Source organism: Gordonia bronchialis DSM 43247 (assembly GCF_000024785.1).
GTDB classification, from domain to species: Bacteria; Actinomycetota; Actinomycetes; order Mycobacteriales; family Mycobacteriaceae; genus Gordonia; species Gordonia bronchialis.
In genome coordinates, this window is sequence record NC_013441.1 from 2923266 (window position 1) to 2943668 (window position 20403).

General features: G+C 69.1%; 16 protein-coding genes. 3 read left to right on the forward strand and 13 right to left on the reverse strand.

Going from position 1 to position 20403, the window contains the following annotated elements:
- Positions 1 to 37: 37 nt before the first annotated feature.
- From recD to GBRO_RS13630, 4 genes are read right to left on the reverse strand one after another with little or no spacing between them, the layout of a single operon-like run.
- A complete protein-coding gene (recD, locus tag GBRO_RS13615) occupies positions 38 to 1963 on the reverse strand; it encodes an exodeoxyribonuclease V subunit alpha (RefSeq protein ID WP_012834485.1) in 1926 nt (641 codons plus the stop codon).
- Entirely contained in the window at positions 1960 to 5364 is a 3405-nt protein-coding gene (locus GBRO_RS13620) for a UvrD-helicase domain-containing protein (protein ID WP_012834486.1), read from the reverse strand. The genes recD and GBRO_RS13620 overlap by 4 nt, the downstream gene beginning before the upstream one ends.
- Positions 5361 to 8816, reverse strand: coding sequence for an exodeoxyribonuclease V subunit gamma (gene recC, locus GBRO_RS13625; RefSeq protein WP_012834487.1), 3456 nt, complete (start codon positions 8814 to 8816; stop codon positions 5361 to 5363). Before recC ends, GBRO_RS13620 begins: the two co-directional genes overlap by 4 nt.
- Positions 8817 to 8832: 16 nt before the next feature.
- On the reverse strand, positions 8833 to 9231 hold the full coding sequence (locus GBRO_RS13630; protein ID WP_227892943.1) for an acyl-CoA thioesterase: 399 nt from the start codon (positions 9229 to 9231) through the stop codon (positions 8833 to 8835).
- A 193-nt stretch (positions 9232 to 9424) separates the two neighbouring features.
- Here GBRO_RS13630 and GBRO_RS13635 point away from each other — a divergent pair, with 193 nt between their 5' ends.
- Together GBRO_RS13635 and GBRO_RS13640 are read left to right on the forward strand one after the other, a co-directional pair.
- Positions 9425 to 10048 carry a GNAT family N-acetyltransferase gene (locus tag GBRO_RS13635; RefSeq protein ID WP_012834489.1) on the forward strand — a complete coding sequence of 208 codons (624 nt, stop codon included), beginning with the start codon at positions 9425 to 9427 and terminating at the stop codon, positions 10046 to 10048.
- A gap of 196 nt (positions 10049 to 10244) precedes the next feature.
- Complete coding sequence (locus GBRO_RS13640) at positions 10245 to 11696, forward strand: NAD(P)/FAD-dependent oxidoreductase (RefSeq protein ID WP_012834490.1); 1452 nt, start codon at positions 10245 to 10247, stop codon at positions 11694 to 11696.
- Positions 11697 to 11708: 12 nt separating this feature from the next.
- Here GBRO_RS13640 and GBRO_RS13645 read toward each other — a convergent pair whose 3' ends face one another.
- The 9 genes from GBRO_RS13645 to GBRO_RS13685 all read right to left on the reverse strand — a co-directional run bounded on the left by GBRO_RS13645 (position 11709) and on the right by GBRO_RS13685 (position 19688).
- The gene (locus tag GBRO_RS13645) at positions 11709 to 13226 is read right to left on the reverse strand and encodes an amino acid permease (protein WP_012834491.1); all 1518 of its coding nucleotides are present in this window, start codon (positions 13224 to 13226) and stop codon (positions 11709 to 11711) included.
- A gap of 51 nt (positions 13227 to 13277) precedes the next feature.
- Positions 13278 to 13979: an urease accessory protein UreD gene (locus GBRO_RS13650; RefSeq protein ID WP_012834492.1), complete on the reverse strand. Its 702-nt coding sequence runs from the start codon at positions 13977 to 13979 to the stop codon at positions 13278 to 13280.
- 27 nt (positions 13980 to 14006) lie between these two features.
- Positions 14007 to 14693, reverse strand: coding sequence for an urease accessory protein UreG (ureG, locus tag GBRO_RS13655; protein ID WP_012834493.1), 687 nt, complete (start codon positions 14691 to 14693; stop codon positions 14007 to 14009).
- A gap of 19 nt (positions 14694 to 14712) precedes the next feature.
- Entirely contained in the window at positions 14713 to 15363 is a 651-nt protein-coding gene (locus GBRO_RS13660) for an urease accessory protein UreF (RefSeq protein WP_012834494.1), read from the reverse strand.
- Positions 15363 to 17081 carry an urease subunit alpha gene (locus tag GBRO_RS13665; protein ID WP_012834495.1) on the reverse strand — a complete coding sequence of 573 codons (1719 nt, stop codon included), beginning with the start codon at positions 17079 to 17081 and terminating at the stop codon, positions 15363 to 15365. Before GBRO_RS13665 ends, GBRO_RS13660 begins: the two co-directional genes overlap by 1 nt.
- Position 17082: 1 nt before the next feature.
- The gene (locus GBRO_RS13670; protein ID WP_012834496.1) at positions 17083 to 17457 is read right to left on the reverse strand and encodes an urease subunit beta; all 375 of its coding nucleotides are present in this window, start codon (positions 17455 to 17457) and stop codon (positions 17083 to 17085) included.
- Positions 17458 to 17510: 53 nt separating this feature from the next.
- Complete coding sequence (locus tag GBRO_RS13675; RefSeq protein ID WP_012834497.1) at positions 17511 to 17813, reverse strand: urease subunit gamma; 303 nt, start codon at positions 17811 to 17813, stop codon at positions 17511 to 17513.
- 94 nt (positions 17814 to 17907) lie between these two features.
- On the reverse strand, positions 17908 to 19182 hold the full coding sequence (locus tag GBRO_RS13680; protein ID WP_012834498.1) for a DUF6986 family protein: 1275 nt from the start codon (positions 19180 to 19182) through the stop codon (positions 17908 to 17910).
- Positions 19179 to 19688 carry a PaaI family thioesterase gene (locus tag GBRO_RS13685; RefSeq protein ID WP_012834499.1) on the reverse strand — a complete coding sequence of 170 codons (510 nt, stop codon included), beginning with the start codon at positions 19686 to 19688 and terminating at the stop codon, positions 19179 to 19181. Before GBRO_RS13685 ends, GBRO_RS13680 begins: the two co-directional genes overlap by 4 nt.
- A 288-nt stretch (positions 19689 to 19976) precedes the next feature.
- Between GBRO_RS13685 and GBRO_RS13690 the strand changes: the two genes are divergently transcribed.
- Positions 19977 to 20375, forward strand: coding sequence for a BlaI/MecI/CopY family transcriptional regulator (locus GBRO_RS13690; protein WP_012834500.1), 399 nt, complete (start codon positions 19977 to 19979; stop codon positions 20373 to 20375).
- Positions 20376 to 20403 lie beyond the last annotated feature (28 nt).

Below are 20403 nucleotides of genomic sequence, written 5' to 3' on the forward strand. Positions count from 1 at the left end.
CGGCGAGGCTACCCACTCAACGGGATTCGGCGCACGGTCAGCGGGGGGCGAGGGGGGTCACCGGCGAGCGCAGGCCACTGGCCCGCTGGACCCGGCGTTCGACCGCGGCGCGGACCACGTCCGGGGCGGCGACGACCCGAACGGCGGTGCGGGCGCGGGTGATCGCGGTGTAGAGCAGCTCCCGGGTCAGCAACTCGGAACCGGATGGTGGCAGGACGACGGTGACCCGGTCGAACTGACTGCCCTGACTGCGATGGATGGTCATCGCGTACACCGTGCTGATCTCGGCGAGTTGAGTGCGGCGAAGCAGCCGTACCTCGCCGCCCCGCCGGAACGCGACCCGCAGGTCGTCCGGATCACCGCTGTGCGGGTCGCGGATGATCACGCCGGTGTCGCCGTTGAAGGTTCTGGTCTGACGGTCGTTGGCGGTCACCAGGATTGGCTGTCCGGCGAACCATCCCGGACGATCGGCGTCGTGCCCGAGCCACTCGGCGACCCGCCGCGACCACCCTCGGACCCCCCAGTATCCCTCGCGGTGGGCGCACAGCACGCGATGCGAGTCGAGCGCCTCGACGGCGGCGTGTGCGTCGCAGGCCAGTGCGGCCGTGCGCAACTCGCGTCCCCAGGCGGTGACGTCGGGACGGGTCGCGTCGATGTTGTCGGGGGCGATGAGCTCGATGTCGCTCACGTCGGGATCGGTGAGCAGGTCGATGACCCGGGTCGCGTCGCCGGCGTTCACCGCCGCGGCCACCGCGGCGATCCCGCCGCCGAACCGGTACTCGCGACGCAGGGTGATCACGCCGCGCGAGATACGGGCCGCCTCGCCGGGCCCGATGGCCTCGGCGCTGACCCGTTCCGGTCCGATACCGGCCGCCTGCAGCGCGATCGAGGCATGCGCGGACTCCCCTGCGGCCGGCCCCGGATCGGTGTCGGTGCGTTCCACGAGATCGGCGAGTACCGCGCCGGCATCCACCGAGGCGAGCTGATGCGGGTCGCCGACGAAGATCACCCGCGCATCCGGCCGTGCCGCGTCGAGGACCCGGCTCATCGCGGTCATCGACAACATCGAGGTCTCGTCGACGACGATGACGTCATGCGGCAGGGTGTGTCCGCGGCCGAAACGCGGATTGGACCCGGGATACCACCCGAGCAACGAGTGAACAGTCACCGCGTGTAGTGCGCCGGCACCCGTGATCAGCGTCGGATCGAGCCCGGCGGAACCCCCCGGCGACACGGAGGCCTGCAGCTGTGCGGCGGCCCGACCGGTGGGCGCGCACAGGCCGACGCGGAGGCTGCCACCGTGCACGATCTGCAGAACGGCGAGAATCCGCGCGACGGTGTAGGTCTTACCGGTGCCGGGACCACCGGCGAGGACAGTGGTCCACCGACTAGCCACCACCGCTGCGGCGAGCCGCTGGAGATCGACAGTCTCCGAGGATGTTACGTCTCCGAACACGGTGTCGATGGCCGACCGCAACCGATCCGGGTCGACCTGCGGTGACGTGGCGGCCCGAGCCGCCAGCACTGTCCGGATGGTCTCCTCCTGCCGAAAGTACTTCTGCAGGTATAGCAATGGACCGTCGTCGGAGCCCATCAGCATCAATGGCCGCAGCGGGCCGGCACCGGTCCCGACGACCAGCGGACACCTGCGGAGTTCGCTCAGCAACTCGGCCGGCGCCGGCAGCACGAGGTCCGGCTGATCGGGCAGGCCGGGGATGTCGCCGATCCGGTCCAGGGCCAGGCAGGTGGAGCCCAGACGTACCGCGCGCACCGCCAGAGCGGTGCCCAACAGCGCCAGGTCAGACAGCGGTTCTCCACACATCCTGGTGAGGCGGTCGGTGACGTGCACGTCGGCGGCCGCGAGCACCCCGGCTGCGTTCCACCGCGCCAGAATCCCGGCCCCGCCCAGCACTCGATACGGTTCGGCAGCAGTGAGATCGACCCCAGGCCCCGGTGTGGTCATCGGCGCACCCCCGCCAGCAGATCGGAGATCGCGGTGACCAGCTCCGACGGTGGTTTCCATTCGAAGACACCGCATCCCGGTGGCGTCGACGGTCCCGCCATTCCGCGCACAAAATGGTACTGCACACCACCGAGGTGGTGCTCCGGCGTGTAGCCGGCGATCCGCCATCGCAGATATCGGTGCAGCGCAACGGAATACAGCAACGCCTGCAGTGGGTAGTGGGCGTGGATCATCTCGGTGGCCATCGCCCCGGAATGGAAGTCCTCGACCATCAACTCCCCGGGACGCAGCCGGTTGGTCTTGTAGTCGACCACCACGTAGCGGCCGTCCGGGACACGCAGCACGGAGTCGATGCTGCCGGTCAAGAAGCCGCGCAGCCGCGCAGCGGGGACCCCGCGCAATACCTGCGCGTATGGCCGCAACGGGTCGTCAGCACCCAGGTGGCGATCCATCAGGTCGGCGATCTCGGCTACCGTCGCCCCGGTCTCGGTCTCATCGGACGCGGCGTCGTCGCCGAGCGGCAACTCGAAGTCCAACTCCGCGAGCCGATCCCGCGGGGCGATACTCCACAGGTCACCGAACCCCAGCGGGGTGGTCAGCACACCGACCAACGCGTCGGTCAGGACATTGACGTCGACGGTGCCACCACGCACCCCCGCGGCGCGCGCGACGAGCTGCGCCACGTGCGACCGGATGTCGGGTGCTGAGGTGTCGACGTACTCCAGGACCTCGTGAACGAGTGTGCCGAAACCCGCACCGAAGGATAGTCCGGACATCGGCGACGGCGTGCCGGTCCGCTCACCCGACTCGTCCTCGATGACGTTGCCGGCCAGCGGTTCCGGCGCTTCGATCGGTTCATCGTCGAGTGCCGTGTCCAGGCGCGCACCGTCGCGTTCACTGCCCGTCTCGACCGCCGACGGCCCGTGCGCGGCGCCGGCGATGATGGCGGAGTACGAGGTTCGACGCCACTGCTGATCGATCCTGCGATCGAAGGCCGCCGCGCTCAGGACCGGCAGATCGGCGGGGTCGTCTCCCGCCGGTCCGGCCGGGGGTGTGGGCAGCCGGCCCGCGGGCGACACCTCGATTCGCGAATCACGCTCGGCGAGTTGGCGAAGCACGGTGACGCACTCGACGTCGTCGGGCACGTCGACGGATTTCGCGACGGTCCAGGGTGCTTGCGGGTCGGTGCCGGACCGCTCGGCCAGTGCTCGTTGGCGACCGAAGATCAGCCGGTGCAGCGGACCGGTCGGCGTGTTGGCCGTCGGCGCCCACCACGTCACCACCTGCGACTGCGCCCGCGTGAGCGCGACGTAGAGCAGCCGCAGATCCTCGCCGGCGACCTCCTCGGCGTAGCGGGCTCGCCGCGTCCCCCGCCCCGGCGCGCCCGGTCCGGCCACGTCGAGGAGTCGTGTGCCCTCGTCGTCGTGGAAGGTGAGATCCCCCTCCTCGTCGATCCAGGTACCGTCCCAGCCGAACGGGACGTAGACGATCGGGAACTGTAATCCCTTGCTGGCGTGGACCGTCATGATCTGGACGGCCTCGGTGTCGCGTTCGAGCCGTCGGCTCTGGTCCTCGTGCCGCTGCCGGCGGGAGCTGTCGGCGATCCGGTCGGCGAGCCATTCGACCAGACCGCTGATGCCCTCGCCGGACTCGACCACCTGTTTGTTGCACAGTGCGGAGATCTGCAGGAGATCGGTGAGCAGCCGCTCTCCCCCGCGCATGGCGAGTACCCGGGCCGCGACGTTCTCCTGCGCCATGAGGCGTTGTGCCATCGCGGCGAATCCACATTCGCCGAAGACCTGCCCGAGCGCTGCGAATCCGGCACCGAGTTCGGCGGTGCCCGTCTCTGCCTGCACCGCAAGGCGTTCCGGTGTCCAGCCGAGTAGCGGTGTGAGGGCCGCCAGCCGGACACGATCAGGTCGGGACGGCTGTTCGACGGCGCGCAACACCCACAACCAGTGCTGCGCGGCCGAGGTCTCGAACACGTTGACGCCGGACCCGATCACCGCGTTCACGCCGCGCGCCGCGAGTGCGGTCTGCAAAGGTTCGATGGTCTTGTTCTGTCGCACCAGGACCGCGATGTCACCGGGTTCGACCGGTCGTCGCGCACCGTCGACGACGATCGTCATGCCGGCGGACAGCGCGGAGGAGATGTGGTCGGCGACGTCGGTGGTGATCCGGGCGCGGGCATCGGGCGCCGACGGCACCCCCAGCGAGTTCAGCCGGTTGAAATCGGTCCGCATGAACGCGCGCACCTGCATCGGTACCGCGCCGTCGAGGCGACTGCCCGCGTGGGCGGCACCCACCGGATGCACCACGATGCCCGGATGCCCCAGGGTCGCGCCGCCGTAGAGCGTCCACAGGGATGCCACCAGGTCGCCGTCCGAGCGGCGGTTGGTGTCCAGGGCGCGCAGGGTGTCGGCAGAACGCACCGCGGACAGATAGCTGAGCACCTCCGCGCCCCGGAAGCCGTAGATGGACTGTTTGGGATCGCCTACCAGCACGAGGCGCCGGTGCCCGTGGAAACAACGCCGGACGATGTCCCATTGCAGCGGATCGGTGTCCTGGAACTCGTCGACCAAGGCCACCGCGAAGGTGCTCCGGATGCGCCGGCAGGCCGCCTCGCCGACGTCGGGATCGGTGATGATGCGGTGCAGGATGGTCTGCAGGTCGTCGTAGGTCCGCAGTCGCGATGTCCGCTTGCGTGCCTCGACGATCTGCCGTACCCGCGCCGCGAACCGCACCCGCCGCGCAGCCACGCGGCCGGGCTCCCCGGCGTCCTGCAGTTCGGCCGCCTCGGGTGCTAGCGCCACGGCCGCCTGCCGGACCGCGTCGCGAGCGATCCGCTGTGCCTCGGCCAGGCTGAAATCCGGTGCCTCACTGGTGGAGAAGCCGCGGAGATAGAGGTCGAGCGCGACCTCGTCGGTGAGTTCGTCGACCTCTTCGACGATCCGGTACACCATCTCCCGTTCCCCGAGGAAGCCGAGGGCCTCGAGCATCCGATTGCAGAAGGTGTGGGTGGTCGCGATGGTCGAGGCGTCGAAGTCCGACAGGGCCCGCACCAGGTGGGCGCGGCGCCGCGCGACATCCTCGGCGGTCCCGGCGGCCAGCAGCCGGTGCAGCTGATCCGCCGACTGCGCCGCCGACGCCGGATCAGCGAGTACGCCGACCAATCCGTGGACCCGCTCGCGCATGCGTTCGCGTAGTTCGGCGGTGGCCGCGCGGCTGAACGTGACCAGCAACATCCCGGAGATCGGCACCCCCTCGGCGAGGTAGCGCGCGGCGAGGCTGACGATCGCATAGGTCTTGCCGGTGCCCGCGCTGGCCTCCAGGACCGTCGTCTGCGCGGGGAGGTCCTCGGCGATGTCGAAGGTGTGGGGTGCTCGGGTCGATTCCGTCACGCGATGCCCTCCCCGTTCTGCAGCAACGGCGACCAGATGGCCCGGGCAAGCGCACAGAACAGCGGGTCATCGGGATCGGCGGGTGCCATGATGCCGGCCAGAACGTTGTCCTCGACCGCCTTTCGGGCCAGGATGTCCTCGAAGGTGACCTCGGCGAGCGCATCACCGCCGAACACGAGGCGCACATGAGGTTGCAGATGGGCGCCGAACTTCCCGGAGAAGGACCGGCGCGCGTTGACCAGACCCCAATCGGGCCGGCGCCCACCGGCATCATGCTGCGCGAAGGCCGCCGCGGCCTCGGCCGGCAGGGGCAGAGGCTGCTCGAGGCCGGCGTCCCGGATACGGATGAGGTCGTGCAGGATACGTGCGGCGTCGTCGGGCCGGCCGAAGGTGACCCGCGCGGCACCCGCACCCCTGGCGGCGCGCCCCACCACGACACCGGAGTCCACCCGACCGGCGACCGGGTTTCCCTGATCGGCGGCGGCCGCCACCGCGACGATCCGAATCCATTCCGTCAGTTGCTGTTTGGCTTTCAACCGAGAGTACGTAGCGGTGACGAAGCGTTGGCCGAACACGTTCGGCACGGTGCCATACAGACGGCGTCCGTCCGGCAGGGTCACGTCCACGTCGAGCATCGCGGGCGACCCGTCGCGCAGAACGGCGACGTTGCGGTACAGATTCTGCGCCACGGTCGAGATCGACGCCAGCGTGCGGGTCCCGAAGGCGAAGGGCGGCAACGTTCCCCGGCGGAGCTCGGCGGCCTGGCACTCCTCGATGGAGGCGCCGCCCAGCATGCGTTTCAGGAATCGTTCGCCGATACCCCACGATTCCAGGGGATCGAGATCGACGTCGAGCTGATCGTCGTGTGCGCTTTCCGCGCGTGGAATTCGTGCGCCGAGTCGCTGGCGGAGGTAGCCCGCAATCGGGTCGGTGTGGAACTCGATCAACAGGTCGAGGTCGATGTCGCCGGCCTCGTCCGGATCGTCGTCAACGGGCACCGAGCGCGCGGCCATCGGGACCGCGGTGGTGGCGGGCGTGCGCATCGCACGGGCTCCGTCGAGCAGTTCGGCGTCGTGACTGAACGGGCCGGCCACACCCGCGACGCCGCCGTCGAGAAAGTTGCGTTGATCGAAACCGTGCAGCGTGTGATGTCGCACCGGATCCACGGCGGCCGCAGGCGATCTCGCGGGATCGATGAGGGTGCGCAATGTATCGGCCAGTTCACTCACCACGACGGCGGGCGGGATCCGACGACCGGAGACCGGGTCGGCACCGGAGTAGAAGACCAGCAGCGTCTCGGTGGCGGCGCAGATTGCGTCAAGGAAGCACTGTCTGTCCTCGTCACGCGGGTTGCGTTCGCCGACAAGCGGATCGACGCCCAGGAGGTCGTCACCGTCGATGCGCTGGACGCGGGGGAACACCTCGCCGTCGATGCCGAGGAGCACGATGACACGATGCGGGACCGACCGCATGGGCACCATCGTGCAGACCGTGAGTTCACCGGTGCGGAAGTTCGAGCGGGTGGGCCGCCCGGCGAGCAGTGCGGCCATCAGGTCACGCACATCGGCGAGGCGGAGCACGGTCGGCTCGGCGGGGCCGGACTCGCCGAATGCGTCGGTGATCAACCGGATCGCCTGGGCCCGTTGCCAATCGTCGCCGGGTGAGGTCGCGGTGAGGGCATCGACGACGCCGGTGAGAGCGTCGCGCCATCGATCACGTGGGCCGGTCTCGGTGAGGGCCTCGAGGGTGGTCGACAATCGCGCGAGGAACTCGGCGAAGCGGCCGGCGAGGTCGATCTCGGTGCTCTCGACCCCGGCGAGCGGGAGTGCGGTACCCAGCCACTCGCCGTCCTGCTCCTCGGCCACCACACCGAGTAGGATGCGATCAAGCCCCGCCTCGAAGGTGCCCTGACCGAAACCGTCGAGCCCGAAACGCGCCCGCTGCCCGAGCCCGATTCCCCAGCGAACATTACTGCCCGCCAACCAGTCCCGTACCCGATCCAGATCGTCATCGGTCAGATCGAAACGGGTCCGCACCGGTTCGAGACCCAACAGGTCGGCGACCTCACCGGCGCTCACACGTCCGGCGGCCAACTCCACCACCGCACCCACCACGTCCAGGATCGGGTTGACCTGCCGGACCCCACGGTCGGCCAGCCGCACGCGCAACGCGAAGGCCGGGTGCGCCAGACCGGCCTGCCCGAAAGCGCCCCGGATGAGCGGCGCGAACGTCTCGACGTCGGGGCACATGATCAAGACATCGCGGGGCTGCAGGGTCGGGTCGTCGGCAAACAGATGCAACAGCCGGTCCCGCAGGACCTCGACCTGCCGTTCGGGTCCGTGACATGCATGGATCTCCACCGATGAATCCGCCGGTACCGCTTGTTGTCTCAGGTCATCAGCGCACAGACCGGCGTGCAGCGCACCCAGCAGCGTCGGGCGATGGCCGAGCACCGACTCGTGGTGGACGTCGACGTCGGCATGCGGCTGCAAGCGCAACTCGAGTTCCTGCACATCCCGCGACAGGCTCGCCAGCAACGGGTGGGCGATCGCCGGCAGCCGACGGTCGGCCCGGCGCGGCGAATGCGTCTCCTCCGGCCGATCACCGGCCACGGTCGATGACGAGATCGCTTCCCACAGAACCGGACTCGGGTGCGGTAGAAACACATGCACGTCACGATGACGTGCCAGCGCAACCAGCAGGGCACGGAACTCCTCGGTGACGCGAGTCGGCCCGAACACCGAAAGACGTTCGGGCAGATCCGTCACCGCCGGGTTCGCCCGCAGCCGGGCGCACAGGTCGCCGAGTGCCTCGGCGGGATGCGGGCGCCCGACCTCGGCGCGCAGCGCACGCCAGAATCCCGGCTGCCACGACAGATCGGCGCCGATGTGACCACCCGCGCCGTCCTCGTCTCGGCCCTGCGCCCATGCCGCGAGCATCGTCGGCCGGGCCCGCCCGTACCGCTCGAACAGATCGGCCAGATGCCGGGCCGTCGCGAACCGGCGCCCGATCCGCGGGGACGTCTCGTCGCCGCCGCCGACGTGGCGGGCGATCATCGCGAGTTCGGGGTCGTCGATGCGGTCGTCGAGGACGCGCAGCACCGACCACACCAGGACGGAGGGTCGCCACGGATCGTCCGCACCGCCGCCGGCGCTGTGTTCGTGACCGGCGTTCGCTGTGTCGGTGCCGGCCGCTTCGGTGAGCAGCGCGGCAGTCACCGCATCGGCGAGCGCGGCCGGTGAGAGGAACTCGATGTTGGCCGCGATTCCGTCGGATCGTGTTGTCCCGCAACCGATCCGGGTCGCAAGGTGCTGCTGCAACCAGCGTTCCACGCCGGCGGCCGGCACCGCCACGATCTCGGGACTCATCGGATCGTCGAGCGGGGTCGCGAGGAGGTCGGCCAGCGCGTCGGCGAGAGTGTCGGTGCGCTCGGCCCGGTGCAGATGGAGCATCAGCCGGGTGGAGTGCTCAGGCGCCGGTCATCGACCGGCGTGCGTGGAAGCGGATCGGTTCACCCAGATGGTACTCGAGCACCTCGCGCATATCCGGTGGGATCGGCCGCGGCCGTCCGGTGTCCGGGTCGACCACCACCATCGTCGTCTCCGCCGAGGCGCAGAGCACCTCGTGATCGTCGAAGAGGCGCAGCGCCATCACGAACGACGACGTCCCGACCCGGCTTACGCAACTGCGCGCGCAAATCGGGGCCGGGGTGTACTCGAGGGACGCTGAGAACTCGATGTCCTGCCGCGCCACCAGCATCGACAGGTCCGCCGGGCGCGTCGGCCACCAGTCGGCGAAAGAACGCACGCGGGTCTCCTCGAACAGCCGCGCGAACTGCACGTTGTTGACATGGTTGTTGGGGTCCATGTCGCCCCAGCGCAGCTGCAACGGGATGTCGAGGTGATAGTCGTGGGCCACCCTGCCGACGATAGCGACGGGTACCGACGCCGCGAACACCACCTCCGGACACACCGGCACCGAACGCCGATCGTGGCGGCGGCGAGGTCGTAGACTCACGCGCGGGGAGTGAGTGCACGATGGCGACACCGAGGGGATGGGCGTGAACATCGACACCGCGCGAACACGGCTGCGGCCGCTGGGACGCGACGACGTCGATGAACTGATCCACCTCGACAGCGATCCCGAGGTGATGCGCTACGTCAGCGGCGGCGCGTCGACCTCACGTGCGGTGATCGAAGAGTGGGTGCTGCCCCGCGCTGAGGCCGAACGTCGCAGTCACGGCACCGGCGTATGGGCCGTCGTGGATCCGGCCACCGCGGTCTTCCTGGGTTGGGTGTCGCTGCGTGCGCCGCGGCACAGCAATCGGGCCGAACTGGAACTGACCTATCGTCTCCGGCGTGCCGTGTGGGGGCGCGGGCTGGCCACCGAGGCATCCCGGGCCCTGCTGGCCTTCGCGTTCGGTCATCTGGGCACCCAGCGCGTCTTCGCCGGCACCATGGCGGTCAACGTGGGCTCCCGGCGGGTGATGGAGAAACTCGGGATGAGTCTGACCGCCATCCATGTCTCCGACGAACGATTCGACGACGTGGCCGCACCACCATCGGTCCTCGGTTTCCTCGCCGACGGCGGCTTCGAGGCGGCCGAGGTCGAGTACGAGATCCTGGCGTCACGTTGGTCGGTGCTCGCCTCGCGGTGGCCCTCGGCGACCGGCCTCCCGGCCTGAGACAACCCGCCGAAATCGTGGGCGGCAGGGTCTCGTCGCGAACAACCATGGATCATTGACTACCGTTGTGGGTGTGCGGCGTCACGCGCACGATCGGCCAGACAAACTTTGAGACCCGCAGACCGTCGCGGCCCAGACGTTCAGACCCCGCAGACCGTTCAGACCCGCAGACGATCGAGCCAGAGGAGATGTTCTCGTGAGCAGCCCAACCCCACACGCCCGCAAGCATGTGGTCATCATCGGCTCCGGTTTCGGCGGCCTGTTCGCCGCCCAGCGACTGCGCAAGGCCGATGTGGATGTCACCCTCATCGCGAAGACGACACATCACCTGTTCCAGCCGATGCTCTACCAGGTGGCCACCGGCATCGTCGCCGAAGGCGAGATCGCTCCGGCGACCCGCGTGGTCCTGCGCAAGCAGCGCAACACCAAGGTGCTGATGGGCGATGTGTTCGAGATCAATCTGGAGGCCAAGACGGTCACCTCGCGGCTGCTCGAGCGGGTCACCGTCACCCCGTATGACAGCCTGATCATCGCCGCCGGCGCGGATCAGTCCTACTTCGGCAACGACCATTTCGCCGAGTACGCGCCCGGTATGAAGACCATCGACCACGCTCTCGAGCTCCGCGGCCGCATCCTCGGCGCCTTCGAGCAGGCCGAACTGTCCGACGATCCGGCCGAACGCGCCAAACTGCTGACCTTCGTCGTCGTGGGTGCCGGCCCGACCGGCGTGGAACTCGCCGGCCAGATCGCCGAGATGAGCGACAAGACCCTCAAGGGCGCGTTCCGCAACATCGATCCGACCGAGGCACGGGTGATCCTGCTCGACGCCGCCCCGGCGGTGTTGCCGCCCTTCGGCGAGAAACTCGGCGGCAAGGCGGCGCGCCGTCTCGAGAAGATGGGCGTGGAGGTCCAGCTGAATGCCATGGTCGTCGACCTCGACTACGACGGTCTGGTGGTCAAGGAGAAGGACGGCACCACGCGGCGCATCGAATCGCAGTGCAAGGTGTGGTCCGCGGGCGTGCAGGCCAGCCCGCTCGGCAAACAGCTCGCCGAACAGTCCGGCGTCGAACTCGACCGCGCCGGTCGTGTGAAGGTGCAGCCCGACCTCTCGATTCCCGGGCATCCCGACGTGTTCGTCGTGGGCGACATGATGGCCGTCGACGGTGTGCCGGGCGTCGCGCAGGGCGCGATTCAGGGCGGACGCTACGCGGCCGACGCGATCAAGGCCGAGCTCAAGGGACATTCCCCGGCCGATCGCAAGCCCTTCAGCTACTACGACAAGGGCTCGATGGCCACCATCTCGCGGTTCAGCGCGGTGATGCAGGTGCCGATCCCGGGCACCAAGAAGAAGTTCGAGACCGAGGGCTACTTCGCGTGGCTCGGCTGGCTCGCCCTGCACCTGGTGTATCTGGTGGGCTTCCGTAACCGACTCAACACCCTGGTCAACTGGTTCTTCGCGTTCACCACGCGCGGCCGTTCACAGCTCGCGGTGACCGAGCAGCAGGTGTATGCCCGGACGGCGATCGGGCAGCTCAGCGCGCTGGAGAAGAAATCCGTGGAGGAGACCGAGGCCGAATCGGCGGGCGCCACGCCGCCCGGCGAGAAAGCGGACGACGGCGAGGCGGACACGAAGGTCGAGGCGAGCTGACCTCGTCGGCGCTCAGTGCACCGGATCGGGGTCCGGATCCGGATTCCGGTGTGCCGAGGCCGACGCCGTGGACGACAGATCCGCGGTGCGCAGATCGACCGACGGTATGCGGGTGAGGAGTTTGTGGCCCCACCAGAAGCCGAGGAACACGGCGAGCGCGCCGTAGGCGGTGAGCCACAACTCCCAGTTGCCCGCGGTGCCGTCGCGAATCGCGGTGAAGTTCTGGCCCGCGATCACCGCAAAGCACATCAGCAACGCCACGATCGGGCCCGCCGGATACAGCCACGCCTTATAGGGCAACTCGTCGAGTGAGCGGCCCTGCAGATTCCAGGCCCGGCGGAATCGGTAGTGCGCCCAGGCGATCCCGATCCAGGTGATGAAGCCCGCCACCGACGACGCCGTCACCAGCCACACGTAGGCACGGCCGTCGCCCACCCGGCTGGCGAGGAAGCACAGCGCCCCGATCGCGGTGGTCGCCGCCACCGCCATCACCGGGACGCCGGAGCGTCGAGTGACCCACATGAACACCCGCGGCGCACTTCCCTCGACCGCCAGTCCGTACAACGCGCGGGTGGCCGCGAACAGGCTCGCGTTGCCCGCCGACAGGATGGCGATGAGGATCACGGCGTTCATCATCGACGCCGCCACCGAGATGCCCGCGTCTTTGAAGACCAGGGTGAACGGCGCGATCGCGATGTTCTCCTCGGAGGCATTCAGCAGATTCGGATCGGTGTAGGGAATCAGGAACGAGATGATCGTCAGGGTGCCGACGTAGAAGAGCAGAATCCGGACGAACACCGTGCGCACCGCGCGCGGGATCGCACTCTTGGGTTCCACCGCTTCCCCGGCGGCCACCGCGATCATCTCGGTGCCCTGGAAGGCGAAGCCGGCGATCAGGAACACCGAGAGCATGCCCAGCGGCCAGTCCACGAACGGCGCGTCGTCGATGGTCCAGTTACTGAACCCGGGTGCCGGCCCGTCACCGACGACACCGAGCACCAGGAGCACCCCCACGCCGAGGAAGACCACGACCGCGATCACCTTGATGGTCGCGAACCAGAACTCGGCCTCGCCGAAAGCCTTGACCGCGAACAGGTTCAGCCCCAGCAGGGCAGCCAGGAAGATCACCGACCAGATCCACGACGGCACGTCGGGCAACCAGAACTTCATGATCAGTCCGGCCGCCACGAGTTCGGCGGCCAGGGTCACCGACCAGTTGAGCCAGTAATTCCACCCGGCGGCGAAACCGAAGGACTTGCTGACGAACCGTTTGCCGTACTCCTCGAAGGGATTGCTGCACGGGATGTAGGCCGACATCTCCCCCAGGCTCTGCATGAGGAAGAAGACCATGACGCCCATGAGCAGATAGGCGGTGACCGCGCCGCCCGGCCCGGCATCGTGGATAGTGGCGCCGGATGCCACGAACAGGCCGGTACCGATGGCACCGCCGAGCGCGAGCATGCTGATGTGACGACTCTGCAGTCCCTTGCGCAGGGACTCATCGGGGGTGATCCCCAGGGGACTGGACACCCGGGGAGTCTATCGGCGATCAACGATGCCGGCGCGACGTTCGGCGCAGAGTCAGACCAGTGCGCGCACGTCGAGTTCGTCGCAGAGGTGACGGGCACCGGCCGCCGATCCGGCCAGCGCCGTCGTGAGGCTGCCGCCGGCCGCGAGCATCAGCCGGGCGGCATACCCGGCGTCGGCGACATCCTCGGGCCGATCGTCGGGAAACCGGAACACACTGCTGATGCCGCGGTGTGCCAGACCCGTCGGCGATGCCGATCCGATCGCGGTCCGGTGCCGGAGAAGCGGTCGGTGCTCTGCGTCCACATGGAGGGCGGACTGCCAGCCACCGAGGTCGTCGGCCGGGTTGAGGCCGGGCGACCGGCCGATCTGGGCGTGTTCGCCGATGGTCACACTCGCTCCGGCCGCCACGGCGATCGTGGTGGTGCTCCGGTGCGCGGCGCCGCCGGCGATCACCGTGGGCTCTGGATCGACGAGCAGCCGGGCACCCTCGCCGACGGTGAGGTCCCAGGCCGATTCCGAATCCGTCCGCTGTGCCGACGGCAGCACGATCATCGCCGCGACCGTGCGGACCTCGAGTCGGGCACCGGCGGTCACGTCGACCACGATTCGCACAGTGTCGCCACCGAGGGGGGTGGCGGCGGTGCCGATGAGATGCACGGTGTGCGGACCCGTCTGGCGCACGGCGATCCCGCCGGCCGCGGATACCCGTGGCGATCTGCCGGGTGCGGCGACGATGCTCACCTCGGTATGCACGACACCCCTGATCCCTGGGTCACCCGATCAGCCGCCCACGGCGACCGCGGCGAGTTGCCCGCGGACCCAGTGCAATACGTCGGTGGCGGCCGGATCGTCGGTCAGTGAGATCATCGCGGTCGGCCGGCCCTGCCGGACCCGCTCGGCGTCGGCGCGCATCACCTCGAGGTCGGCGTGCACGCGCTCGGCGAGATCGGTCTTGTTGATCACGAGCAGATCGGAGAAGGTGACGCCGGGCCCGCCCTTACGTGGAACCTTGTCGCCGCCGGCCACGTCGATGACGAAGATCTGCACGTCGATGAGTCCGGTGGAGAACGTCGCGGTCAGATTGTCGCCGCCCGATTCCACCAGGAGCAGATCCAGCGGCGGATTGGCGGCGACGAGGTCGTCGATGGCGTCGAGGTTGGCGGTGATGTCGTCGCGGATGGCGGTGTGCGGGCAGCCGCCGGTCTGCACGGCGGTGATCCGCTGGTCCGGCAGAACCGCGTTGCGGCGCAGGAAGTCCGCATCCTCGGTGGTGTAGATGTCATTGGTCAGCACGGCGACCGACAACTCGTCGCGCAGTTCGCGGCACAGCGCGGCGACCAGCGCGGTCTTACCCGAGCCGACCGGTCCGCCGACGCCGATCCGCAGGGCCTCGCCGGGTTCGCGGTGGCGTCGCGGGCGGTCCGGGTGATGCGAGTGCGGCTCGCCGTCGATCAGGTGGGGTGGCATGGGGTTCCTCTCGGGGCGGTCAGGACATGAACAGGGGCATGGGGCGTCGTGCATGCCGTTCGGCGTAGACGTCCATCGTCGGGTCGGACAAATCGGCGAGCCCGGTGGCGGCTTGCGCGGCGACCCGTTCGCAGTCGACACCGAGTTCGGCGATCACGATCGCCACGTCGGCCGGGTCGAGTGCCAGTAGCCGCTGGCCCGCGGTCGCCGAGCCGCTCATCGTCGTGTACGCCAGTACCAGCGCGGTGTGGAATCCCGACAGTCGGCATCGTGCCCCGATGGACCCCGCGATGACCGGCAGGTGGGTGGCCGGCGTATGCGCCGACCAGTCGTCGTCGGGCCACATCCGCCGGGCCAGCCGCAGCATCCCGCGGCCCTGCGCGTAGGACGCCGCACGGGCGGCCGACGACGGTGTGCGGGCGTCGGTTTCCTGTTGTGCGGCAACGACATCCAGCGCGTCTTCGGCGACCGCGGCGGCGATCGACGCGGCCACCAGCCCGGAGGTCAGCAACCGCCTGCGCAGGAAGTCGGCGAGTGCGGCGACGGTCGTGACGTCACCGTCGGAGATGGCCTGCTCGACGCCACCGGAGTGCACGTGGCCGCCCACCGGGAGCCGGGAGTCGGCCAGCGTCAGCATCATCGCCAGCGGAGCGGATTCGAGGTGGCGCATCAGAACAGGAAATACCGCTGCGCCATCGGCAACCGGTCCATCGGCGGTGAATCCCACACCTCACCGTCGATGCGCACGGTGAAGGTGTCGGGTTCGACCTCGATTCGCGGGCAGGCGTCGTTGCCTGGCATGTCCGCCTTGCCGAGGCTCCGAGTGTTCTTGACGGGCACCAGTTTTCGGTCGACACCGATCCGATCGGCCAGGCCGTCGTCGGCTCCGGGCGCGACGAAGCTGACCGACGTGGCCGCGGCAACCTTGCCCGCCGCGCCGAACATCGGCCGCCCCAGCACCGGCTGCGGGGTGGGAATGGACGCGTTGGCATCACCCATGGCCGCCCACGCGATGGCACCGCCCTTGATGACGAGATCTGGTCGGACACCGAAGAACACCGGGTCCCAGACGACGAGGTCGGCGAGCTTGCCCACCTCGACCGAGCCGATCTCGTCGTCGAAGCCGTGCGCGATGGCGGGGCAGATCGTGTACTTCGCGACGTAGCGGCGGGCGCGGAGGTTGTCGGCCGGGCCATCGCCGTCGAGCGCACCGCGTTTGCGCTTCATGACGTGCGCGGTCTGCCAGGTGCGCAACACCACCTCACCGATCCGGCCCATCGCCTGGGCGTCCGATCCGATCATCGAGATGGCGCCGAGGTCGTGCAGCAGGTCCTCCGCGGCGATGGTGGACGGCCGGATACGACTTTCGGCGAAGGCGAGATCCTCCGGCACGGTCGGGTTGAGGTGATGACACACCATGAGCATGTCGAGATGCTCGTCGAGCGTGTTGACGGTGTGCGGGCGGGTGGGATTGGTGGAACTCGGCAGGACGTTGGGATGTGCTGCGACCGTGATGATGTCGGGCGCATGCCCACCACCGGCGCCTTCGGTGTGGTAGGCGTGGATGCCGCGGCCGGCGATGGCGGCGAGGGTCTGCTCGACGAATCCGGCCTCGTTCAGGGTGTCGGAGTGCAACGCGACCTGGACACCGGTCTCGTCGGCGACCCGCAGGCACGCATCGATCGCGGCCGGGGTGCTGCCCCAGTCCTCATGAAGTTTGAATCCCGATGCGCCGGCCCGGATCTGCTCGTACATCGCCTCGGCACTGACCGTGTTGCCCTTACCGAGCAGGGCGATGTTCATCGGCCAGTGATCGGTAGCGGCCAGGATCGAGGCGAGATGCCAGGCACCCGGGGTGACGGTGGTGGCCTTGCTCCCCTCGGCGGGACCGGTGCCACCGCCGATCAGGGTAGTGATGCCGTTGCCGAGCGCCTCGTCCATGATCTGCGGACAGATGAAGTGGACGTGACAGTCGATCCCGCCGGCCGTGACGATTTTGCCGTTGCCGGCGACGATCTCGGTGGACGGCCCGATCACGAGATCTGGGTGGACGCCGTCCATCGTGTCCGGGTTCCCCGCCTTGCCCAGCGCGACGATCCGGCCGTCCCGAATCCCTAGGTCCGCCTTGATGATTCCCCAGTGATCAAGGACCACCACGCCGGTGATCACCGTGTCGGGGGCGCCGTCGGCGCGGGTCGCGCGGCTCTGCCCCATCGACTCGCGGATCACCTTGCCGCCACCGAAGACGGCCTCGTCACCCGCGCGTCCCGGGCCGCCGGAGCGATCCTCGGTGACCTCGATCAGCAGGTCGGTATCCGCGAGCCGGATCCGGTCGCCGGTGGTGGGGCCGAACAGCGCCGCGTAGCGGTCACGACCGAGTGATGCCATGTCAGTTCCGTCCTTCGCGGGCGTCCGGGAGCTTGCCGGGGGCGTCGAGTGAGATGCCGTGCACCTCACGGGAACCGCCCAGCGGCACCAGCGTCACGGTCATCGCCACGCCGGGTTCGAACCGCACCGCGGTACCGGCTGCGATGTCGAGACGTCGCCCGAGCGCCTGGTCCCGGTCGAAGTCGAGTGCCGCATTCGCCTGCGGGAAGTGGACGTGGCTACCGACCTGCACCGGCCGGTCGCCGGTGTTGATCACCGGCATCGTGACCCGGTCGGCTCCGGCGTTCAACTCGATCGTTCCCGGCGCCGGGATCACCTCGCCCGGGATGATCCCCTGATCACTCGAAAGCTGCTCCGGCGGTGCGTGATCCGACATGTCATTCTCCTCGCGTCGCTGCTGCTCGGCCCCCGGCCGGCGCAGGCGATCAATCAATCGATCGGGTTGTGCACGGTGACGAGCTTGGTGCCGTCCGGGAAGGTGGCCTCCACCTGCACGTCGTGCAGCATCTCGGGCACCCCGTCCATCACATCCGCGCGTCGTAGCACCTCGCGTCCCGACGTCATGAGTTCGGCGACCGTTCGCCCGTCGCGCGCACCCTCGAGCACGTGATCGGTGATGATCGCCACCGCTTCGGGGTGATTGAGTTTGAGACCGCGTCCCTGCCGCCGGCGGGCCAGCTCGGCCGCGTAGGAGATCAGCAGCCGTTCTTGTTCATGCGGCGACAGTCGCACCGTTGTCTCTCCTCCTCCACGAGCCGCCCGCGGGACTCGGGCGCCGACAATGGAGTCATCCTGCCACGCACCCACTCCATCGGCGCGGCGAGCGTCAGCCGCCCAGGCTGCCGCCGTGCGCACGCAGAGTCTGTAACCGCGCCTCGGTGCACAGCGGTGCGATCGTGGTGACCTCAGCGGCGGTGAACGCGCCCGCCGCGATGCCACGTTCGATGACCAGCGCGAGCGACATCGCAGTCGCGGGTTCGTCGAGCACCTCACTACCCGATACGTGTTCGAAGTAGGCCTGCAGACGTGCCGCCGCAGTCGGCATCGCCTGCCGGAAGAAGTCGATGACCGCTGTCCAGCGGGTCACCAGATGCCCGGGGTGCATGTCCCAGCCCTGGTAGAGCCCACGCTTGAGGGAGCGAGTCACCAGCGCGTGATGGCGCTCGAGTGCCGCCGCGACCTGACCGGGGTCACCGACCGGGACCACCTGCGTGGAGCCGTCGCTCACCCAGACCCCGGTATGCGCGGCGGCCGCCTGCATCACGTCCTTGGCATGATCGGCGACCGGGTGCGTCAGGGACTGCTGCGCGGAGACGATGCCGCAGGCCGCGCTGTAATCGTAGGTGCCGTAATGCAATCCACTCAGCCGCGGACGGCCGCGGTGGATCGCCTCGGCCACGGTCGCCCGCCCGTCGGCGCCCAGCACCGCCTGCGGGATCTCCACCTGCAGCTCATAGCGCAGTGCACCCTCGGACAGGCCGTGGGCGCGTTCGAGGTCGGCACAGATCAGGTTGACCGCGTCGACCTGACGCACGTCGCGCAGCTTGGGCACGGTGAAGACGAAGCCGTCGGGCACGCCGCCGGCCGCGTCGAGTACCAGTTCCAGGGTGCGGATGCCGCGGGCACGTTCCGCGGCGCCGAGGCCTTTTGCCCGGATTCCGGCGACCCGCGGCGCGTGTGGCCGGTCGGCGGACCAGGCGGCCAGCGTCTCGCCGGCCCGACGGGCATCGGCGTCCTCGACGGCGTCGGGCCGCCGGCCGTAGCCGTCCTCCAGGTCGATTCGTGCGTCGACGATCGGATTGCTGCGCAATCGCGCCAGCACGAGGTCGGCAATCGGGGCGTCGGCGAGATCGGCGAGGGTGGCGGCGGCCGCTTCGGCGATGGCGCGCGCCTGCTCACCCCAATACGCCGGGGTGCCGGGGTCGGCGTCGGCCGCACTGAGGTAGGCGGTGTGCACCGGTTGGGCGGCGGCATCGTCACCCGGGAACTGCCGGGCGAGGTCGGCGTCGACGTCGTCGAGGATCGCGTCGACGGCGGACCGGGTGTCCGGGTGCAGCGCGCGGTGCGGGCCGGGCCGTGGGACGCCGGACGCCGAGCTCATGCGGGCGCGGCCTGGCCGTCGGGCAGTTCGATGTTCTGCAGGCGCACCTGGGAGCGGGCGAGCAGGCGGCCGTCGTCGTCGGTCATCTCCACGGCCCACAGCTGCTGGCGCCGGCCGCGGTGGATCGGGGTCGACCGCGCGGTCACCGTCCCGGAGCGGATGGAACGCAGGAAGTCGGTGTTGTTGTTCACGCCGACGGCGGTCCCGCCGATCCCGGACTCCTGCAACCAGAAGTAGCCGCTCATGCTCGCCACGCTCTCGGCAACCGCACAGTAGACGCCGCCGTGCACGATGCCGAAGGGCTGATGATGCTTGTCGGCGATCTCCAGGGAAGCCACCAGACCGTCTGCGCCGACCTCGATGGGCGTCAGGCCGAGTACCGAGTCGAGTCCTCGTCCCAGCGAGGCCCGCACGTCGCGTTCTGTGCTGTCGGTCCCCGCATTGCCGGTCTTCCCTGCATTCCCGGTCGTGCCTGTGCTGCCGGTCGTCCCTGTGTTGCCAGTCATGGCCTCAACACTGACACGACCGTCCCCGTCGGACACCTCGAGGCCCGGGTGAACACCCCCGAGGAACCGGTAGGCCCCACGTTTCGTTGAAACGTGGGGCCTACCGTGGCGTGGACCGGGGGTCTCTGCAGCCCTCAGGACTCTCGCGCGGTCCGACGTGACTCTTAATGTAGGCTACCCTTACCAACCTGTCAAGGGCCGCGCGAAGTTCGTGTCGGAGAACCGCTTCGGCGCAGGTGGGACACCGGTTTGACCGCGAATGCGGCGAGTAGGAGATGCGGCAGTAAAATGCGAAGAATGAATGGTTTGGGCGACCTCGAGCGTGCCGTGATGGACACGTTGTGGACCAGTTCCACGCCGCAGACCGTGCGGCAGGTACACGCAACACTCTCGCGTGACCGCTCGCTCGCGTACACCACCGTGATGACAGTGCTGCAGCGGCTCGCCAAGAAGAACCTGGTCACCCAGATCCGCGACGACCGGGCACACAAGTACGTCCCCACCCATCCCCGCGAAGACCTCGTCGCCAGCCTGATGGTCGACGCCCTCAGCGAGGCCGACGCCCCGGGTTCGCGTCACGCGGCGCTCGTCTCCTTCGTGGGCCGCGTCGGCGCCGACGAAGCAGCGGCGCTGCGGCATGCGCTCGATGAACTCGAAGCGGCGCGCGGGACCCCCGAGTCCGGCTAGATTCACACACACCCCCACAGCCCACCGC

Excerpts from the sequence above, each read along its gene's own strand:
- recD (WP_012834485.1), bottom strand. The coding sequence starts at position 1,963 with ATGACCACACCGGGGCCTGGGGTCGATCTCACTGCTGCCGAACCGTAT.
- recC (WP_012834487.1), bottom strand. The coding sequence starts at position 8,816 with ATGCTCCATCTGCACCGGGCCGAGCGCACCGACACTCTCGCCGACGCG.
- GBRO_RS13630 (WP_227892943.1), bottom strand. The coding sequence starts at position 9,231 with ATGGACCCCAACAACCATGTCAACAACGTGCAGTTCGCGCGGCTGTTC.
- ureG (WP_012834493.1), bottom strand. The coding sequence starts at position 14,693 with ATGCCACCCCACCTGATCGACGGCGAGCCGCACTCGCATCACCCGGAC.
- GBRO_RS13660 (WP_012834494.1), bottom strand. The coding sequence starts at position 15,363 with ATGCGCCACCTCGAATCCGCTCCGCTGGCGATGATGCTGACGCTGGCC.
- GBRO_RS13665 (WP_012834495.1), bottom strand. The coding sequence starts at position 17,081 with ATGGCATCACTCGGTCGTGACCGCTACGCGGCGCTGTTCGGCCCCACC.
- GBRO_RS13670 (WP_012834496.1), bottom strand. The coding sequence starts at position 17,457 with ATGTCGGATCACGCACCGCCGGAGCAGCTTTCGAGTGATCAGGGGATC.
- GBRO_RS13680 (WP_012834498.1), bottom strand. The coding sequence starts at position 19,182 with ATGAGCTCGGCGTCCGGCGTCCCACGGCCCGGCCCGCACCGCGCGCTG.
- GBRO_RS13685 (WP_012834499.1), bottom strand. The coding sequence starts at position 19,688 with ATGACTGGCAACACAGGGACGACCGGCAGCACAGGCACGACCGGGAAT.
- GBRO_RS13690 (WP_012834500.1), top strand. The coding sequence starts at position 19,977 with ATGCGAAGAATGAATGGTTTGGGCGACCTCGAGCGTGCCGTGATGGAC.